Genomic DNA, 18083 nt, shown 5'->3' with positions numbered 1-18083 from the left:
CGCCCGACGTCCCGGTCGTCGTCCCGGGTCGGCCGGACCTGACCCGGCTGCGCCAGCTGGCCCGGGAGGGCCTGACGGTGCTGCTGGCCGCCGAGGCGCCCGACGTGCCCGCCCCGGACGCCGACGGCCCGGTCTCGGTCCGCCGCATCGACGACCTGGACCCCTCCGGGCTGCTGGCCGGCGCGCTGGGGGCGTGCGCCGACGAGATCTGGGTGCTGCGCCCCGACGCGCACGTCGCCGCCGTCCTCACCGACCCGGCCGACCTGCCGGCCGCCCTCGCCCGCATCACCCGCACCCTTCAGAGGACAGCCTGATGGCCTTCTACCGGCAGGTGGGCAGCGTCCCGCCCAAGCGGCACACCCAGCACCGCACCCCCGAGGGCGCGCTGTACCGCGAGGAGCTGATGGGCGAGGAGGGCTTCTCCTCGGACTCCTCGTTGCTCTACCACGCCGGCGTCCCCAGCTCGCTGGTCGACGCCCGGCCGTGGCAGCTGCCCGACCAGGCGCTCACCCCGAACGCCCCGCTGCTCCCCCGGCATCTCAGGCTGCACGACCTCGAGTTCGCCGCCGACGCCGACCCTGTGCTGGGCCGCCGGCTGGTGCTGGGCAACGCCGACGTCCGCATCCACTACTCGGTGGCCACGCAGACCTCCCCGTACTACCGCAACGCCACCGGCGACGAGTGCGTGTTCGTCGAGCGCGGTTCGGCCTTGGTGGAGACGGTGTTCGGGGCGCTGACCGTGGGCCCCGGCGACTACGTGGTCATCCCCCGGGCCACCACGCACCGCTGGGTGCCGGACGGGGAACTGCGCACCTACGCGATCGAGGCCAACTCCCACATCGCGCCGCCCAAGCGCTACCTGTCGAGGTACGGCCAGCTGCTGGAGCACTCCCCCTACTGCGAGCGCGACCTGCGCGGGCCCACCGAGCCCCTGCTGGTCGAGGGCACCGACGTCGAGGTGTACGTCAAGCACCGTGGGGGCGAGGGCTTGGCCGGCACCGTGCACGTCGTCCCCGAGCACCCCTTCGACGTGGTCGGCTGGGACGGCTGCCTCTACCCCTACGTCTTCAACGTCTCCGACTTCGAGCCGATCACCGGCCGGGTGCACCAGCCCCCGCCGGTGCACCAGGTGTTCGAGGGCGCGGGCTTCGTCATCTGCAACTTCGTGCCGCGGAAGGTCGACTACCACCCGCTGGCGATCCCGGTGCCCTACTACCACTCCAACGTCGACTCCGACGAGGTCATGTTCTACGTCGACGGCGACTACGAGGCCCGCAAGGGCTCCGGCATCGGCAAGGGGTCGATCTCCCTGCACCCGGGCGGGCACAGCCACGGCCCGCAGCCCTCGGCCATCGAGGGCTCCCTGGGTGCGGAGCACTTCGACGAGCTGGCCGTCATGGTCGACACCTTCCGGCCGCTCGCGCTGGGCGAGGCCGGGACGGCGTCCGACGACGGCCGGTACGCCTGGACCTGGTCCGGGCGCGGCCCCGCCTCGTGACCGCCTACCCCTACGGCGTCTTCTCCACCCCGGGCACCCCGCCGCGCACCGGGGTGCTGGTCGGCGACGAGGTGCTCGACCTGGCCGCGGCGTCGGGCGACCCGGTGCACGCCACCGGCAGCCTGGACGCCTTCCTGGCGCAGGGTCCGGCGTCGTGGGCGGCGGTGCGGGCCCGCCTGCCGGAATGGGCCGACGGGCCGCACCGGGTGCCGCTCCCCCAGGTGACCCTGCACCTTCCGTTCACCGTGGCCGACTACGTGGACTTCTACAGCTCGCGGCACCACGCGGAGAACGTCGGGCGCATCTTCCGGCCCGGCTCGCCCCCGCTGACGCCGAACTGGGAGCACCTGCCGATCGGCTACCACGGCCGGGCGGGGACGGTGGCGGTGTCGGGGACGGACGTCGTCCGGCCCTGCGGGCAGCGGCTGGACGACGGCAGCCCCACCTTCGGGCCCAGCCGGCGGCTGGACATCGAGGCCGAGGTCGGGTTCGTCGTCGGCGTGCCCTCGGACCGGCCCGTGCCCGTCGGCGCGTTCGCCGACCACGTCTTCGGCGTCTGCCTGGTCAACGACTGGTCCGCCCGCGACCTGCAGGCCTGGGAGTACGTGCCGCTGGGGCCCTTCCTGGGGAAGAGCTTCCTGACGTCGGTCTCCCCGTGGGTGGTCCCGCTGGCCGCGCTGGAGCACGCCCGCGTCGACCCGCCGCCGCGGGCCACCGCCGTCCTGCCCTATCTGGACGACGCCGGCCTGCGCTGGGGCCTGGACCTGCAGCTGGAGGTGCGGCTGAACGGCGAGGTCGTGTCGCGGCCGCCGTTCGCGCCGATGCACTGGACGGCACCCCAGCAGCTGGCGCACCTCACGGTCAACGGCGCCACCCTGCGCACCGGCGACCTGTTCGCCTCGGGCACGGTGTCGGGAGCCGAGCGCGACCAGCGCGGCTCGCTGCTGGAGCTGACCTGGGGCGGCACCGAGCCGATCCCCCTCGCCGACGGCACCACCCGCACGTTCCTCGAGGACGGCGACACCGTGACCATCAGCGCCACCGCGCCCGGCCCCGACGGGACCCGCATCGGGCTCGGCGAGGTCACCGGCACCGTCCGCCCCGCCCGCACCGACTGGAGCACCACGTGACCGACGACCTGGACGCCCTCGCCCGCACCGCCCGCCTCGACGTCCTGGTGGAGGGCTACGCCCGGGTGCCCCGGGTCGCCGGCACCGTCTCGGTGATCCGCGACGCCGGCCGGGTCATCGTGGTCGACCCCGGCATGGTGGCCGACCGCGAGCTGATCCTGCAGCCGCTGGAGGACCTCGGCATCGCCCCTGGCGACGTCACCGACGTGGTGGTCAGCCATCACCACCTCGACCACACCGTCAACATCGCGCTCTTCCCCCAGGTGCCGGTGCACGACGTCGCGTCGGTCATCACCGGCGACCACTTCGAGCGCCGCGCCGCCGACGGGGTGCAGCTCACGCCGTCCGTCCGGCTGCTGGCCACCCCCGGGCACACGCCGCAGGACATCACCACCCTGGTCGGCACCGCCGACGACGTCGTCGCCCTCACCCACCTGTGGTGGACCGCCGAGGGCCCGGCCGATGACCCCTACACCCCCGACCGGGACCAGCTGCGCGAGCAGCGCGAGCGGGTCCTGGCCCTGGCCACCCTCCTGGTGCCCGGCCACGGCCCGGCCTTCCGGCCCGGGCCCGGCACCCCGCGGTGACCGCGCCGCAGTCGCAGACCCTGGACCGGGGCCTGCGCATCCTCGAGCACCTCGCCGCCACCGGGTCGCCCCGGCCTGTCATGGAGATCGCCACCGCGGTGGGCCTGCACCGGTCCATCGCCTACCGGCTGCTGCGCACCCTGGAGGACCGCGGGTTCGTCGAGCGCGACGACGCCGGCCGGTTCGGCCTGGGCCTGACCGTGTCCGTCCTGGCCCGGGGCGTGCGGACCAGCCTGCAGTCCGCCGCCACGACCCGGTTGACCCCGGTGGCCGAGCGGTTCGGCTGCACCGCGTTCCTCGTCGTCCGCGCCGGGGACGACGCCGTCACCCTCACCAGCGTCGAGCCGCGCGACGTGCCCAGCCACGTCACCCGCCGTCCCGGCACCCGCCACCCGGTCGGCCACGGCGCGCCGGGGCTGGCCCTGCTGATGCCCGAACCGCCGGACGACGGCGACCGGCCCGAGCTGGTCACCGCCCGGGCCACCGGCTGGGCGGTCAGCGAGGGCGAGGTCATCCCCGGCGTCCGGTCGGTGTCGGCCCCGGTGCACGGCCCCGACGGCGGCGCCCGGGCGGCGGTGGCCGTGGTGCACACCGGCATCCCGCACGACGTGTCCGACGTCGGTGCGGCCCTGGTCGCCGCGGCGGCCGCGATCGCGGCCGACGCGCCCTGACGGGTCGGCTCAGCCGACATCCCGGCGGCCGAACCCGACGAACGCCACGACGGTGAGCGCTGCGGCGGCGGCCCCGACGACGACCAGCCCGGTCCAGCCGGGCGAGGCGGCGGTCACGTCGGGGACGTGGTGGAACGGGCTGATGCCCAGCGCCCACCCGGGCAGCCGGAAGGTGGGCCCGAAGAGGGTGAGCGCGAAGGAGGCCACGACGCCCAGCCAGCCGGCCAGGCGCACCGCGGGGCGGGCCCCGACGACGGCCAGGGCGAGGGCGACGACGGCCCACACCGCCGGGACCGTGGCCGCGGCCTGGGCCAGCACGTCACCGGCCCCGAGACCGGTGCCGGCCGAGGAGACGACCGCCCCCATCGTGGCGCCGGCGAGGAGCACGGCCACCGCCGGGGCGGCCAGCGCCGGCACGGCGTGGCTGGCGAAGAACCTCGACCGGCGCAGCGCACCGGCCAGCAGCGGCTCGACCCGGTGGTCGGTCTCCTCGGCGTGCACCCGCTGCGCGATCTGCACGCCGGGGACCGCGGCCACGATGCCGAGCAGGGACAGGAAGGTCAGCACGAACGCCGCCACCACGCTCGACCCACCGCCGGGGAGGAGGGCGCTGAACGGGGAGTCGGCCCCGTCACCGGCGACCGAGGAGACCACGGCGCCGAACACCGCGCCCAGCGCGGCGAGCCCACCGAGCCAGACGACGAGCTGCGCCCGGTGCAGCCGCAGCGCCAGACCCCACACCGAGGCCACCGCACCGGCGCGGGCCGGCCCGGGGCGGGCGGCGACGACGCCCTGGCCGAAGTCGCGCCGGCTCTGCAGCACGAACGCCAGCACGGCCAGGGCGAGCGCGAGCGCGAGGGCCGGCAGCAGCGGCCACCAGCGGTTCCCGGCGGCGGGCCGGGTCTCCTGCAGCCACCCCAGCGGGGTCACCCAGGTCAGCCAGGTCGCCGTCCCGCTGGCGTCGACGAACCCGCGGGCCAGGAACGCCACCGCCAGGGTGCCCACGGCGAGGCTGGTGGCCGACCGGGCATCGGCGCCCAGCTGCGCGGCCACTGCCGCGACCCCGGCGAACACCAGACCCGCGCCGGTGTAGGTGGCCGCTTGCACGGCGGTGTCGACGACGCCGCCGCCGACGGCGACGGTGACCGCCCAGGAGACGACCCCCAGCACGAGCGAGGCCAGCCAGGCCAGCCCCAGCGCGGTCTGCAGCCGGGCGGCACGGCCCACCACGCCCGACGCCAGCAGCTCGGCCTGCCCGGAGTCCTCGTCGGCCCGGCTGTTGCGCACGACGGTGGTGACGGCCATCAGCGCGGCCAGGAACCCGCCGAGCGCACCGGCCCGCCAGGCGTTGAACCCGTCGGCGGTCAGCAGGTCCCGGGCCGGCCCGAAGACCAACCCGAGCGCCGGGTTCGAGCCCAGGGTGGCGGCCAGCCCGGCCCGCTCCTGCGGGTCGTCGAAGAGCAGGTCGTAGGCCAGGATCGACGACGCCGACAGCGCGGTGGTGCCCACGATCCACGGCGCGATCGACCGGGCGTCCTGGCGCAGCGTCACCCGGGCCAGCGGCGCGACGCCCACGAGGGCGCTCACGACGCCGCACCGACCGGTTCGGGTTCCCGGTCGTACTGCCGCAGGAACAGGTCCTCCAGCGACGGCGGCGAGACCGTCAGCGAGGCCAGGTCCAGCCGCCCGAGCTCGGCGAGGGCGGCGTTGGTGCCACCGGGCTCGACCGCGGCGGTGAACCGGGCGCCGTCGCGGTGCACGTCGCGCAGGGCGCGCAGCGGCGGCAGCTGCGCCGCGGGGTCGGCGAGCACGGCCGTGACCGTCGTCCGGGTGTGCCGGCGCAGCTCGTCCAGCGTCCCGGACTCCACCACCCGACCGGCCCGGATGATGCTCACCCGGTCGGCCAGCGCCTCGACCTCGCTCATGATGTGGCTGCTCAGCAGCACGCTGCGCCCCCGGGCCTTCTCCGCGGCGACCTCCTGCTGGAACACCTCCTCCATCAGCGGGTCCAGCCCCGAGGTGGGTTCGTCGAGCACGAGCAGGTCGACGTCGGAGGCGAGCGCGGCCACGATCGCCACCTTCTGCCGGTTCCCCTTGGAGTACTGCCGCCCGCGCTTGGTCGGGTCGAGCTCGAACCGCTCCACCAGGTGCGCCCGGCGGCGCTCGTCCAGACCGCCGCGGAGGGCGCCCAGCAGGTCGATGGCCTCCCCGCCGGACAACCCGGGCCACAGCACGACGTCGCCGGGGACGTAGGCCAGCCGGCGGTGCAGCTCGACGACGTCGCGCCAGGGGTCGCCGCCCAGCAGCCGGACGCGGCCGGCGTCGGCCCGCAGCAGCCCGAGCAGCACCCGGATCGTCGTGGACTTGCCCGCGCCGTTCGGGCCGAGGAAGCCGTGCACCTCCCCCGGCCCCACCTGCAGGTCCAGCCCGTCCAGGGCGCGGAACGCGCCGAAGGTCTTCACCAGCCCCTCGACGTCGATCACCGGGGCACCGCCTGTCGCCGTCATCTCGTCCCTCCGTGGTGGGTGTGCGCGGAGAATAGAACTCAACGCACGATGAAATCAACAACCGACGAGATAGGCTCCACCGCGATGGCCGCCAGACCGACCGGACGACGTCCGGGCAACCCCGACACCCGGGACGCCGTGCTGCACGCCGCCCGCACCGTCTTCGCCGAGCTGGGGTTCGGCGGCGCCACCATCCGGCGCATCGCCGGGGAGGCCGGCGTCGACCCGGCTCTCGTGCACCACTACTTCGGCAGCAAGGACGAGCTGTTCCTCGCCGCGGTCCGCGCACCGGTCGACCCGGAGGCGGTCCTCGCCCCGGTGCTGGCCGGCCCCCGCGCCGGGATCGGCGTCCGGCTGGTGCACACGCTGCTCGGCGTGTGGGACGGCCCGGCGGGTCCGGCCCTGGTGGCCCTGCTCCGGTCCGCCGTCACCGACCCCCGCACGGCGGCCGCGCTGCAGGAGTTCCTGCTGCGCCGGGTCCTCGGTCGCATCGCCGCGGCCCTCGACGTCCCGACCGACGAGGTGTCCGTGCGCAGCGGCCTGGTGCTGTCCCAGGTGCTGGGGCTGCTCGTGGCCCGCTACGTGCTGCAGGCCCAGGACGTGGTCGACGCCGGGCCCGCCGACCTCGCCGCAGCCGTCGGCCCGACCGTCGATCGCTACCTCACCGGGGACCTCCGGGCACCCGACTGAGGTCCCGGTCACCGACGCGCAGGCCCCGGGGACGGCATGATGCGGCCATGGAGCAGCTGGAGCACACCAACCGCGAGGAACGCCGGGCCGCCGCCGAGGCGCTGCTGCCCGAGCTGGAGGACGCCGGGGTCACCGCCGTCGCCCTGCCCTGGGTGGACACCTCCGGCATCACCCGGGTGAAGACCGTGCCGCTGGCGAAGCTGCCCTCGGCGGCGGCGTGGGGGGTGGGCATGAGCCCGGTCTTCGACGGCTTCCTGCTCGACGACTCGATCGTGGCCGGCCGGTTCGCCGGCTCGGCGATCGGTGACCTGCGGCTGCACCCGGACCTCTCGCGCCTGGTCGTGCTGGCCGGGCAGCCCGGCTGGGCGTGGGCACCGGTCGACCGGTTCACCCAGGTCGGTCAGCCGCACGTGCAGTGCTCCCGCTCGCTGCTGCGCCGCCAGGTCGCCGCGCTCGCCGACGCCGGGTTCACCGTGCGAGCCGCGTTCGAGGTCGAGTGGGTGGTGGCCCGGCCGGACGGCCTGCCGGACGACGCCGACGCCTTCGTGCCGGCGCTGACCGGCCCGGCCTACGGGATGACCCGGCTCGCCGAGGTCAGCGACTACGCCCGCGACCTGCTGGACGCCCTCGCCGAGCAGGGCGTCGCCGTCGACCAGTTCCACCCCGAGTACGCCGGCGGTCAGCTGGAGATCTCGGTGGGCGCCGAGGACCCGGTCGGGGCGGCCGACACCGCGCTGCTGGTGCGGAACACCATCACCGCCGTGTCCGCCCAGCACGGCCTGCGGGTCTCCTTCTCCCCCAAGGTCACCGCCGACGGCGTCGGCAACGGCGGGCACGTGCACCTCTCGCTGTGGCGGGACGAGGAGAACCTGATGAGCGGCGGCGAGGGCACCTTCGGGCTCACCCCGGACGGCGAGGCGTTCACCGCCGGGCTGCTCGGGCACCTGCCCGGGCTGCTCGCCGTCGGCGCACCGTCGGTGGCCTCCTACCTGCGACTGGTGCCCTCGCACTGGGCCGGCGCCTACGCCGCCTGGGGGCTGGAGAACCGGGAGGCCGCGGTGCGCTTCGTGACCGGCCCGGACGGCAACCGGCAGTCCTCGGCGAACGTCGAGGTCAAGAGCTTCGACCTGGCCGCGAACCCCTACCTGCTGATGGCCGGCTGCCTGGCCGCTGGCCTGGCCGGGGTGCGCGCGGGGTCCCGGCTGCCCGACCCGGTCGGCGTCGACCCCGCCTCGCTGTCCGACGAGGGCCGGCGCGAGGCGGGCATCCGGGCGCTGCCCGCGACCCTGGCCGACGCGGTGGCGGCCTTCGAGTCCGACGAGGTGCTGGTCGAGGCGTTCGGCGAGGAGCTGGCCGCCACCGTCGTCGACGTCCGGAACGGGGAGATCGCGCTGTTCGAGGGCACCTCGCCCGAGGGCATCTGCCGCGCCGTCCGCTGGAAGCACTGACGTCTTCCCTCGTTGATCATGCAGAACGGCACCGCCGCCACGCCGGTGGGCGGCGCGCCGCGGTTGCGGTTCTGCATGGTCGATGCCGAAGTGCATGTTTACGACCCCGTGCGAGCGAGGTAACCTGTAGTCGTCGCTGGAGGTTCAGCGGCCACGACCACAGCCCACACGGAGGTGTTCACCCCATGCTCACCGCATACGACCCCTTCGGCTCCGCCAGCCCGTTCTCGCAGGCCTTCCGCGCCCTCGACCAGCTCACCGGCCGCGGCGGCACCACCACCGCCCGCGCCCTGGCCGGGATGCCGATGGACGCCTACCGGGTCGGCGACCAGTTCGTCGCCCACTTCGACCTGCCCGGCGTCGACCCCGGCTCGATCGACCTGTCCATCGAGGGCACCACGCTGACCATCAGCGCGCAGCGGTCGGTCCCCCAGCTCGAGGGCGCCGAGTGGGCGGTCGCCGAGCGTCCGTTCGGCAGCTACACCCGCCAGCTCGTCCTGGGCCGCAGCCTGGACACCGACAAGCTGGAGGCCAGCTACCACGACGGCGTGCTCACCGTCAGCATCCCGGTGGCCGAGAAGGCCAAGGCCCGAAAGATCACCGTCAGCCGCACGGACACGCCGACCACCATCGAGGGCTCCGAGCACCAGGCCGTGACGAGCTGACCGCCGGCCCGCCGGAGGGGCCCCCCGCCCCTCCGGCACCCGACCCGCTGGACCGGCTCGACGACCCCGACCGCCCCACGTACACGATCGGCCAGGCCGCCGAGCTGCTGGGCGTCCAGGTCGCCTTCCTGCGCAGCCTGGACAGCTCCGGGGTGGTCGAGCCGGCCCGCTCCGCCGGCGGGCACCGACGGTGGTCCCGGGCCCAGCTGCGGGTCGCGGCCCGGGTCCGGGTGCTGCTGGACGACGGCCACCCGCTCGGCTCGGCGGAGGTCATCATCGGCCTGCAGGACGACGTCGCGGCCCTGCGCGACGAGCTGGACCGTTCCTGACCTGCACGGACCCGTTCCGCGCGGTAAGCCCTGCTTGCGCTGTATAGGGTGATCCGGCCGCGCACGGGAACCACCCGTCGCCCCGGACGTGTGGAGTCCCCGTGCAGCTGTCCCGCCGTGCCTTCCTCGCCGCCACCGGCGCCGTCGCCGCTCCCCTCCTGCTGCCCGGGTGCGGGTTCGTCGGCGGGTCCAGCAGCAGCGGAGGGGGCACCGGGGCCGAGGGCACCCTGACCTTCACAACCTGGGGCACCGACGCCGAGCTCGCCGGGTTCCGCAGCGCCATCGACGCCTTCCAGCAGGCCAACGAGGGCGCGACGGTGAACCTCAACGCCGTCCCCTACGAGCAGATGTTCACCAACATCGACGCGCAGCTGCAGGCCGGGAACCCGCCGGACATCTTCCGGGTGCCCTACTACACCTTCGGCGCCTACGCCGGGGCCGGTCAGCTGCTGGACCTGAGCTCCTACCTCTCCGACGGGGTGCAGGACCAGTTCACCGAGACCGCCTGGGCCGCCGTGCAGAACGGCGGCTCCCCGTTCGGGCTGCCGCACCACACCGACACCTCGGCGATCCTCTACAACAAGCAGCTGCTCGAGGCCGCGGGGATCACCGACGTCCCCACCTCCGTGGATGACGCCTGGACCTGGGAGGAGCTCGGCCAGGTCGCCGACCGGCTCAAGGCCGGGTTGCCCTCGGGCACCTACCCCTTCGCCTACAACTGGCAGGGCAACGGCGTCACCCGCTGGCTGAGCCTGCTCTTCCAGGCCGACGGCGCCTTCCTCGACACCGACCAGAAGACCCCGCTCATCGACTCCGACGCCGGCCGCGCAGCCGTGGAGTTCTCCAGCTCGTTCTTCCGCAACGGCTGGGTGCCCGACACCGACACCACCACCTCCTCCACCTACGCCGCCGACACCTGGTTCTCCAGCACGGTCGCGATGGTGTGGTCGGGGGCCTTCCAGATCCCCGACGCCGACACCACCGCCGACTTCGAGTGGGGCGTCACCTACGCCCCGGTCGACGTCCGCGGCGGCGGCGACTTCGGCGGCAACGCACTGGTGGCCACGCAGGCCACCAACCAGCCCGAGCTGGCGGCGTCCTTCCTGGAGTTCGTGACCCAGCGCGACCAGATGCAGGGCTTCTGCCAGTCCGCGTCGCTGCTGCCCACCCGCCCCGACCTGCTCGACGGGTCGCTGTCCTTCGACGTCCGACCCGAGACCACCGAGGTCTTCGTCGGCCAGGCCGGCCAGGTGCAGCCGCAGGACGCCGCCCAGGTCGCCTCGCCGTCGATGTCGGGCATCATCCCGGTGCTCAAGACCCAGCTGGACGCCGCGTTCCTCGGCAGCCAGGACGCCGCCACGACCGTGACCAACATGGCGCAGGGGATCGCGGACGCCACCGGTGCCTGACCTCGCCACGGCACCGGTCGCCCCGGCGGCGGGCCCGCGGCCGGCACCGGCCCGGCGCCGGCGGCCGCGCGGGGAGTCAGTGGCCGCCTACGGGTTCATCGCGCCGAACTTCGCCCTGCTCGGGCTGTTCGTGCTCGTGCCGCTGGTCGGGGCGTTCGTGGTCAGCCTGCAGCGCACCGACGGGTTCGGCGACGGCGAGTTCATCGGGCTGGCTAACTACGGCCGGCTGGTTACCGACCCGGTCTTCTGGCGGGCGCTGGCCACCACCGCCGGGTTCACCGTCGTGGTCACCGCGGCGTCGATGGCGCTGGGGCTGGGCATGGCGGTGCTGCTGAACTCGGTGCTGCCCGCGCGCGGGCTCTTCCGGTCGGTGCTGATCCTGCCGATGGCCGTCTCGGGCGTGGCCACCGCGCTGATCGGCGTCCTGGTGTTTGACCAGAACAACGGCATCCTGGACAAGCTGCTCGGGGCGGTCGGCCTGCCCGAGGTGGACTGGCAGTCGCAACCGGTGCCGGCGTTCGCCACGATCGTGCTGGTCACCATCTGGTGGCGGACCGGGTTCAACATGCTCATCTACCTGGCCGGGCTGCAGGGCATCGGCCCCGACCTGCACGAGGCCGCCCGGCTGGACGGCGCCAACGGCTGGCAGCGCTTCCGGAACGTGACGCTGCCGCTGCTGGGCCCGTCGTCCTACTTCCTGGTCGTGCTCAACGTCATCTACTCGTTCCAGGTCTTCGACATCGTGTTCGTGCTGACCGGCGGCGGGCCGCAGGGTGCGACGAACGTGCTGGTCACCTACGCCTACGACACCGGGTTCGTCACCCGCGACCAGGGCTACGCCGCCGCCATCGGGATGGTCCTGCTGCTGCTGGCCGTGGTGTTCGCAGTCGTGCAGTGGCGGACCAGCCGGACCCGGGACCTGACCGAATGACCAGGACGCTCCGGTTCGGCCTGGCGCTGCTGGCCGCGCTGGTGATCATCGCGCCGCTGTACTGGATGGTCGTCGTCGCCTTCTCCAGCCGTCGCGAGCTGCTCGGCGGGGACCTGCGGGTGTGGCCCCGCCAGTTCACGCTGGAGAACGTCGACCGGGTCTTCTCCTCCTTCCCGGTCGCCGCCTGGTTCGGCAACTCGGTGGCCATCTCCCTGGTGGTGGCGCTGCTGTCGGTGGCCACCAGCCTGCTGGCCGGCTACGCCTTCGCCCACCTGCGCTTCCGCGGCTCCAACGCGCTGTTCTTCGTCGCGCTCGGGACGCTGGTGCTGCCCATCCAGGTGATCATGGTGTCGCTGTTCCGGATCGTCACCGGGATGGGCCTGTACGGCACCTACTGGGCGGTCATCCTGCCCACCGCGGCCTCGGCGTTCGGGCTGTTCCTGGCCCGGCAGTTCCTGCTCGGCATCCCGCGCGAGCTCATCGAGGCTGCCCGCCTCGACGGCGCCGGCCACCTGCGGGTGTTCCGCTCGGTGGTGCTGCCGCTGAGCAAGCCGCTGATCGCCGTCCTGTTCTTCATGAGCCTGCTGCAGAGCTGGAACGACTTCGCTTGGCCGCTGATCGCGCTGCGCGACAACGCCCTCTACACCCTGCCGATCGGGCTGCTGTACCTGCAGGGCCAGTTCGGCAGCGACTACGGCGCCACCATGGCCTTCGCCCTGGTCAACGTGGTGCCGATGGTGGTCGTCTTCCTGGTCTTCCAGCGCTACTTCGTCGCCGGCCTGACCAGGAGCGGCATCCGGTAGCCCTCCACCTCCCCCCTCCCCCGTTGATCTTGCGGAACCGCAACGGTGGCACGCCGTCTGCCGGCGTGGCGCCGTTGCCGTTCTGCAAGATCAACATCCGGTAGCAGGTTCGTGTGGGCCGTGCGGCTCGTCGTCCCCATCGCGGGTGGCCGGCCACAGATCCTCGGGCAGGCCCGCGCCGGCCCATCCCGCGTCGAGTGTCCGCGGCATGGACGAGCACCCCGCCATCTACAGCCGCCGCGACGCGCTGGACGACGGCCGCACCTGGCGGGACATCCGGGCAGACGGCGTCCGGGTCGGGCGCGGCGCGTACCTGTCCCGGGCCGTCGAACCCACCCTGCTGGCCACCTGCCGGGCGTGGGCCACCGTGCTCCCGGCGAGTGCCGCCTTCGGTCTGGAGACGGCCGCGGCGCTGCTCGGCGCTCCCCTGGTGCGGCCACCGCTGACCCCGCAGGTCGTCGTCCCGCCCGGGGTCACCCCACCTCGGCACCGGGGGCTCGTCGCCGTCTGCCGCGAGCTCGGTCCGGACGACGTCCGCGCGCTGGTCGACCGCGAGGACGGCACCAGGTTGCTGCGGGTGACGTCCGGGGCCCGCACCTGGGTCGACCTCGCCGCGAGCACCCCGGACGACGAACTGGTGGCCATCGGCGACGCCCTGCTCCGCCGCGGCAGGATGACACCCGAGCAGGTGGAGGAGGTGCTGGACCGCTCCGACCGGGTGCGCGGAGTGCGCCGGGCACGCCGGCGGGCGCCTCAGCTGGACGGCCGCGCGATGTCCCGGCCGGAGAGCCTGTTCAGGGTGTGGCTGCTCGACAGCGACCTCCCCGACCCGGAGATCCAGCCGGCGGTCATCAACCAGGCGGGTGACGAGGTCGCGCACAACGACCTCGGCTGGCGCCGCTTCGGGGTGCGGGTCGAGTACGAGGGCGACGGTCACCGCACCGTGGAGAAGTTCGGCCAGGCCATCGACAGGTACACGAACATGGCCGCCGACGGCGAGCTCGTCCTGCGTTTCGCCAAGCAGCACCTGCGCCGTCGGGCGGATGTCGTCGACCGCTGCCGCCGGGCCCTGCTCTCCCGCGGCTGGCGGCCCGGTGCCTCTTGATCTTGCAGATCGGCAACGTCGCCGCGCCGTCCCCCGGCGCGCCACCGTTGCCGTTCTGCAAGATCAACGGGGGGTCAGAGCGGGGCAGGGCGCGGAGGCAGGAGGCCTACAGGAGAGCGGGGGCCAGCAGGAGGAGGGTGGGGGCCAGGACCAGGGTGACCGCGGCGCCGACCGCCAGCGGCCTCGCCCACCCAGGCAGGGGCTCGGGCGGGTCCAGCAGCCTGGTCACCCGCGCGGTGAGCACTCCCCCGCCCGCGGCCAGCGCCCCGGCCGGCGCACCGCCCTCGGCGGCGGCCACGATCGCCCGGGCCAGCACCCGGCGCGCACCGGGACCGGGCACCGAGCGCAGCGCGACGTCGTCGGCCCGCATCTCCACCAGGTCCCGCACCGCGTCGTGGGCGCGGTCGGCGGCCGGCAGCACCGGCAGCGCCTCCCGCCACGCGACGAAGGGCAGCAGCAGCAGGTGGTGCCGCTCGGCCAGGTGCGCCCGCTCGTGGGCGACGACGGCGGCCAGCTCGTCGGGGGCGAACTCCTCGACCATGCCCGACGACAGGACGAGCAGCGGCCGGGCCCCGGGGATGCAGAACGCCGCGGGCACCGGCGAGTCCAGCACCCGGGCCTCGACGCCGGGAGCCGGGTGCACCAGCAGCTCCAGCAGCGCGCGGTGCCGGGCGCGGGTGCGGGCGGTGCGCACCAGCGCCAGCACCAGGACGCCGAGCAGCTCCAGCGCCAGGACGGCGGCCAAGGTCTGGGCCACCCAGTGGTCGCCGCGGACGGGCTGCGCGGGCAGCTCGCCGGTGAACCAGTGCTGGGCCCACGCCCACCAGGCCTGCGGCAGCGACCCGCCCCAGGGCGAGAGGCCGTGCACCAGCAGCGCGCCGATGATCGACAGGCCCCCGGCCAGGCCGACCGCCTGCCAGCAGACCAGGGCAGCCACCGGGTCGCGCCGGGGCCACCGGGCGCGGGAGAGCACGGCGGGCACCGGCCACGCCAGCGCGAGCGCCAGCAGGCCGAGCAGCAGCGCGCTCAGCGGCAGCACGGTCTCAGGGCGTGTCGGCCAGCAGGGCGCGCAGCATCTCGGTCTCACCGGCTGTGGCCGAGCCGATGAAGCGGGCCAGCACGGCCTGCCGGTCGGCGGCCTGGCCCAGCACCTCGTGCATCAGCTCGGCGGCGTGGTCCTCCCGGCTGGCGACGGCGGCGAACCGGCGCGGACGGGCGTCGTCGTGGCGCACGAAACCCTTGCCCTCCAGCCGGCTGAGCACCGTGTGCACGGTGGTCAGGGCCAGGCCCCGGTCGGCCAGCGCGTCCCGCAGCTCCGCCGCCGACAGCGGCACGGCGCGGGACCACAGCTGGTCCATCACCGCCCGCTCCAGCTCCCCCAGCGACTCCACGGGTCCTCCTGTCTCGTACATCACCGGCGCGTCTTCTACCGGTTGTAGAAATTCACTTCTACGTGGCGTAGAAAGAAGTCGACCGATCGTAGACCAGGCTGGAGGCGGTCGCGGTGGACGTGCTCGACATCGCTCGTTGGCAGTTCGGCATCACGACCGTCTACCACTTCCTGATGGTCCCGCTGACCATCGGGCTGGGGCTGGTGGTCGCCGTCATGCACACCCTCTGGGTGCGCACCGGCCGGGCCGAGTGGCTGCGGATGACCCGCTTCTGGGGCCGGATCTTCCTGATCAACTTCGTCCTCGGCGTGGCCACCGGGCTGGTGCAGGAGTTCCAGTTCGGCCTGGCCTGGAGCGAGTACTCCCGGTTCGTCGGCGACGTCTTCGGGTCGCTCCTGGCGCTGGAGGCCCTGCTGGCCTTCTTCCTGGAGTCCACGTTCCTGGGCCTGTGGATCTTCGGCTGGGGCCGGATCCCGAAGAAGCTGCACCTGGCCACCATCTGGGCCGCGGTGGTCGGCTCCACGATCAGCGCGTACTTCATCATCGCGGCGAACTCCTGGATGCAGCACCCGGTCGGTGTGGTCATGGACCAGGCCACCGGCCGCCCGCGGCAGGTCGACTTCCTCGCCGTCCTCACCAACAACACCGCGATCGCCGCGTTCAGCCACGCGCTCGTGGCCTCGCTGATGGTCGCCGGCGGCCTGCTGGTGGGCATCGGCCTGTGGCACCTGCGCAAGCGGAAGCTCGCGGGCAGGTCCACCGAGGACGTCGACCACGCGGTGTGGCGCCGGTCGGTCCGGCTCGGCGGCTACGTCAGCCTGGCCGCGTTCCTGCTGGTGGCGCTGACCGGCGACTGGCAGGGCAAACTGATGTACCAGCAGCAGCCGCTGAAGATGAGCTCGGCCGAGGCGCTGTGCAACACCGAGGCACCGGCGTCGTTCTCGATCTTCGCCTTCACCAAGCTGGGCAGCAACGAGTGCGACGACGTGCACTCCTTCACGATCCCCTACATCCTCAGCTTCCTGGCCCACAGCGACTTCTCCTCCCCCGTCCCCGGGGTGAACCAGTTGCAGGAGCAGTACGCCGACGCCTACGGCGCCACCTACCCCGACGACCCGAGCTTCGGCGACAAGGCCGGCCAGCCGATCGACTACACGCCGGTCCTCGCGGTGACCTACTGGGGCTTCCGGCTGATGATCGGCATGGGCATGGTCTCGGCCGCGGTCGCCGCCTACGCCCTGTGGTCGACCAGGAAGGGCCGGGTGCCGACGTCCCGGATCGGGGTCTACGGGTCGTTGCTCGCGGTCGGCGCCCCGTTCGTCGCGAACGCCGCCGGGTGGGTCTTCACCGAGATGGGCCGGCAACCGTTCGTCGTCGTCCCCAACCCGGACGTCCCGCGCGCCGAGCAGATCTACTTCTTCACCGCCCAGGCCGTCTCCCCCGGCATCACCGCCGCCGAGGTCTGGACGTCGCTGATCAGCCTGGCCGTGCTCTACGCCGCGCTGGCGGTGGTCGAGCTCGGGCTGATCGTCCGGTTCGCCCGGGCCGGCATCACCGAGGGTGACACGACCCCCACCCCGGGCATCGGCGGCGGGACGAGCACCGACGACGACGAACCCACCACCAGGCCGGACGACGACGCCAGCGACGACGTCCTGCAGTTCGCCTACTAGAGGAGCACCGCCATGGACCTGCAGACCCTGTGGTTCGCCGCCGTCGCGGTGCTGTGGACCGGCTTCCTCCTGCTGGAGGGCTTCGACTTCGGCGTGGCCGCCCTGCTGCCGGTGCTGTCGAAGGGCGACCCGGCGCAGAAGCGCGCGGACAAGAACCTGATGCTGCGCACCATCGGCCCGGTCTGGGACGGCAACGAGGTCTGGCTGGTCACCGCCGTCGGCGCGGTCTTCGCCGCCTTCCCCGGCTGGTACGCCACCTGGCTGCCGGCGATGTACCTGCCGTTCGTGCTGCTGCTGCTCGCGCTCATCGTGCGCGCGGTGGCCTTCGAGTGGCGGCACCAGCGGCACGACGCCCGCTGGGACGCCACCTGGACCCGGGTCATCACCGGCGGCTCGGTCGTCGCCGCGCTGGCCATCGGCGGCGCGCTGGGCGCGACCACGCTGGGCCTGCCGATCGGCGAGGACGGCACCCGGGTGGGCGGCGCGTTCTCCTGGGTGGGCTGGCCGGTGGCGCTCGGCGCGGTCGCGGTGCTGGCCTACTCGCTCGTGCACGGCGCGGTGTTCCTGGCGCTGAAGACCGAGGGCCCGGTGCGGGAGCGGGCGCGGGCGTTCGCGCTGCGCTGGTCGCCGCTGGCCGCGCTGCCGCTGCTGGCCTGGGCCGGGCTGGTCGTGCTCCGCTCGGGCGGGCTGGTCTCCACCGTGCTGTGGCTGGTTGCCGCACTGGCCGTCGTCGGCACCTGGACCCGGCTGAAGGTCGACCGCGAGGGCCAGGCCTTCCTCGGCTGGGCGCTGGTGCTGCTGGCCTCGGCCGCCGCGGTCTTCGGCGCCGGCTACCCCAGCGTCGTCGCCTCCACCGTCGACCCCGCGTTCGACGTGGTCGTCGGCACCGCCTCGGTCAGCGACTACACGCTCACCGTGATGACCTGGGTCGCCGGGTTCGGCCTGCCGGTCGTGCTGGGCTACCAGGCCTGGACCTACTGGGTGTTCCGCAAGCGGCTCACCGCCGAGCCCGAGCACGAGGCCGCGCACGCATGACCCGCGGCCCGCTGTCCCCGCTGGACGGCGTCCCCGGCGTCACCGGGGCCGTCGTCCGGGCCGGGGTGGTCGCCCTGGTGCAGACCCTCGGCACCGTCGGCCTCGCCGTCGGCCTGGCGCACGGCCTGGCCGCCGCGGTCGACGGCCGGTCCCCGCTGGGTCCCCTCGCGCTGGCCGCGGCGGGCGCACTGGTCCGGGCCTCGGCCGGCGC

Annotated in this window: 19 protein-coding genes and 1 pseudogene; 16 read left to right on the top strand and 4 right to left on the bottom strand. The window is 74.0% G+C overall.

The window, feature by feature from the left end; all coding sequences use genetic code 11:
• The 5 genes and pseudogenes from NH342_RS16395 to NH342_RS16375 all read left to right on the top strand — a co-directional run.
• A pseudogene (locus tag NH342_RS16395) lies at nucleotides 1–314 on the top strand (pentachlorophenol monooxygenase); the annotation flags it as partial.
• Nucleotides 314–1498: a homogentisate 1,2-dioxygenase gene (locus NH342_RS16390; RefSeq protein ID WP_253016254.1), complete on the top strand. Its 1185-nt coding sequence runs from the start codon at nucleotides 314–316 to the stop codon at nucleotides 1496–1498. The pseudogene NH342_RS16395 and the gene NH342_RS16390, both read left to right, overlap by 1 nt.
• Nucleotides 1495–2628 (top strand): fumarylacetoacetase, encoded by a 1134-nt coding sequence (gene fahA, locus NH342_RS16385; protein WP_253016252.1) that lies wholly within the window; start codon nucleotides 1495–1497, stop codon nucleotides 2626–2628. Before NH342_RS16390 ends, fahA begins: the two co-directional genes overlap by 4 nt.
• Nucleotides 2625–3215 (top strand): MBL fold metallo-hydrolase, encoded by a 591-nt coding sequence (locus NH342_RS16380; protein WP_253016250.1) that lies wholly within the window; start codon nucleotides 2625–2627, stop codon nucleotides 3213–3215. The genes fahA and NH342_RS16380 overlap by 4 nt, the downstream gene beginning before the upstream one ends.
• Nucleotides 3212–3886 carry an IclR family transcriptional regulator gene (locus NH342_RS16375; RefSeq protein ID WP_253016248.1) on the top strand — a complete coding sequence of 225 codons (675 nt, stop codon included), beginning with the start codon at nucleotides 3212–3214 and terminating at the stop codon, nucleotides 3884–3886. Before NH342_RS16380 ends, NH342_RS16375 begins: the two co-directional genes overlap by 4 nt.
• 9 nt (nucleotides 3887–3895) lie before the next feature.
• On the opposite strand, the gene NH342_RS16370 is transcribed toward NH342_RS16375, so the two are convergent.
• Entirely contained in the window at nucleotides 3896–5473 is a 1578-nt protein-coding gene (locus tag NH342_RS16370; RefSeq protein WP_253016246.1) for an ABC transporter permease, read from the bottom strand.
• Nucleotides 5470–6393 (bottom strand): ATP-binding cassette domain-containing protein, encoded by a 924-nt coding sequence (locus tag NH342_RS16365; protein WP_374209470.1) that lies wholly within the window; start codon nucleotides 6391–6393, stop codon nucleotides 5470–5472. The genes NH342_RS16370 and NH342_RS16365 overlap by 4 nt, the downstream gene beginning before the upstream one ends.
• An 84-nt stretch (nucleotides 6394–6477) precedes the next feature.
• Between NH342_RS16365 and NH342_RS16360 the strand changes: the two genes are divergently transcribed.
• The 8 genes from NH342_RS16360 (at nucleotide 6478) to NH342_RS16325 (ending at nucleotide 13773) form a co-directional block, all read left to right on the top strand.
• The gene (locus NH342_RS16360; protein WP_253016244.1) at nucleotides 6478–7083 is read left to right on the top strand and encodes a TetR family transcriptional regulator; all 606 of its coding nucleotides are present in this window, start codon (nucleotides 6478–6480) and stop codon (nucleotides 7081–7083) included.
• A gap of 47 nt (nucleotides 7084–7130) precedes the next feature.
• Nucleotides 7131–8531: a glutamine synthetase family protein gene (locus NH342_RS16355; RefSeq protein ID WP_305884928.1), complete on the top strand. Its 1401-nt coding sequence runs from the start codon at nucleotides 7131–7133 to the stop codon at nucleotides 8529–8531.
• A 185-nt stretch (nucleotides 8532–8716) separates the two neighbouring features.
• Nucleotides 8717–9196: an Hsp20/alpha crystallin family protein gene (locus NH342_RS16350; protein WP_253016242.1), complete on the top strand. Its 480-nt coding sequence runs from the start codon at nucleotides 8717–8719 to the stop codon at nucleotides 9194–9196.
• Nucleotides 9193–9525 (top strand): helix-turn-helix domain-containing protein, encoded by a 333-nt coding sequence (locus NH342_RS23640; protein ID WP_253016256.1) that lies wholly within the window; start codon nucleotides 9193–9195, stop codon nucleotides 9523–9525. The genes NH342_RS16350 and NH342_RS23640 overlap by 4 nt, the downstream gene beginning before the upstream one ends.
• Nucleotides 9526–9626: 101 nt before the next feature.
• Nucleotides 9627–10934 (top strand): extracellular solute-binding protein, encoded by a 1308-nt coding sequence (locus tag NH342_RS16340; protein ID WP_253016240.1) that lies wholly within the window; start codon nucleotides 9627–9629, stop codon nucleotides 10932–10934.
• A complete protein-coding gene (locus NH342_RS16335) occupies nucleotides 10927–11865 on the top strand; it encodes a carbohydrate ABC transporter permease (RefSeq protein WP_253016238.1) in 939 nt (312 codons plus the stop codon). The genes NH342_RS16340 and NH342_RS16335 overlap by 8 nt, the downstream gene beginning before the upstream one ends.
• Nucleotides 11862–12668, top strand: a complete 807-nt coding sequence (locus NH342_RS16330) for a carbohydrate ABC transporter permease (protein ID WP_253016236.1) — start codon at nucleotides 11862–11864, stop codon at nucleotides 12666–12668. The genes NH342_RS16335 and NH342_RS16330 overlap by 4 nt, the downstream gene beginning before the upstream one ends.
• Nucleotides 12669–12876: 208 nt before the next feature.
• Nucleotides 12877–13773: a hypothetical protein gene (locus NH342_RS16325; RefSeq protein ID WP_253016234.1), complete on the top strand. Its 897-nt coding sequence runs from the start codon at nucleotides 12877–12879 to the stop codon at nucleotides 13771–13773.
• A gap of 106 nt (nucleotides 13774–13879) precedes the next feature.
• Here NH342_RS16325 and NH342_RS16320 read toward each other — a convergent pair whose 3' ends face one another.
• Nucleotides 13880–14812: a M56 family metallopeptidase gene (locus tag NH342_RS16320; RefSeq protein ID WP_253016232.1), complete on the bottom strand. Its 933-nt coding sequence runs from the start codon at nucleotides 14810–14812 to the stop codon at nucleotides 13880–13882.
• A gap of 4 nt (nucleotides 14813–14816) precedes the next feature.
• Complete coding sequence (locus NH342_RS16315; protein ID WP_253016230.1) at nucleotides 14817–15164, bottom strand: BlaI/MecI/CopY family transcriptional regulator; 348 nt, start codon at nucleotides 15162–15164, stop codon at nucleotides 14817–14819.
• A gap of 113 nt (nucleotides 15165–15277) precedes the next feature.
• On the opposite strand from NH342_RS16315, the gene NH342_RS16310 reads away from it, so the two are divergent.
• The 3 genes from NH342_RS16310 to NH342_RS16300 form a co-directional block, all read left to right on the top strand.
• Nucleotides 15278–16837: a cytochrome ubiquinol oxidase subunit I gene (locus NH342_RS16310; protein WP_253016228.1), complete on the top strand. Its 1560-nt coding sequence runs from the start codon at nucleotides 15278–15280 to the stop codon at nucleotides 16835–16837.
• 12 nt (nucleotides 16838–16849) lie between these two features.
• Nucleotides 16850–17872 carry a cytochrome d ubiquinol oxidase subunit II gene (cydB, locus tag NH342_RS16305; RefSeq protein WP_253016226.1) on the top strand — a complete coding sequence of 341 codons (1023 nt, stop codon included), beginning with the start codon at nucleotides 16850–16852 and terminating at the stop codon, nucleotides 17870–17872.
• Nucleotides 17869–18083, top strand: a 215-nt coding sequence (locus NH342_RS16300; protein WP_253016224.1) for a hypothetical protein, incomplete at its 3' end; no start/stop codon positions are given. The genes cydB and NH342_RS16300, both read left to right, overlap by 4 nt.

The sequence above is a fragment of the Klenkia sp. PcliD-1-E genome, from assembly GCF_024124375.1.
Classification (GTDB): Bacteria; Actinomycetota; Actinomycetes; order Mycobacteriales; family Geodermatophilaceae; genus Klenkia.
This window is presented reverse-complemented; position numbering and strand designations above follow the sequence as displayed.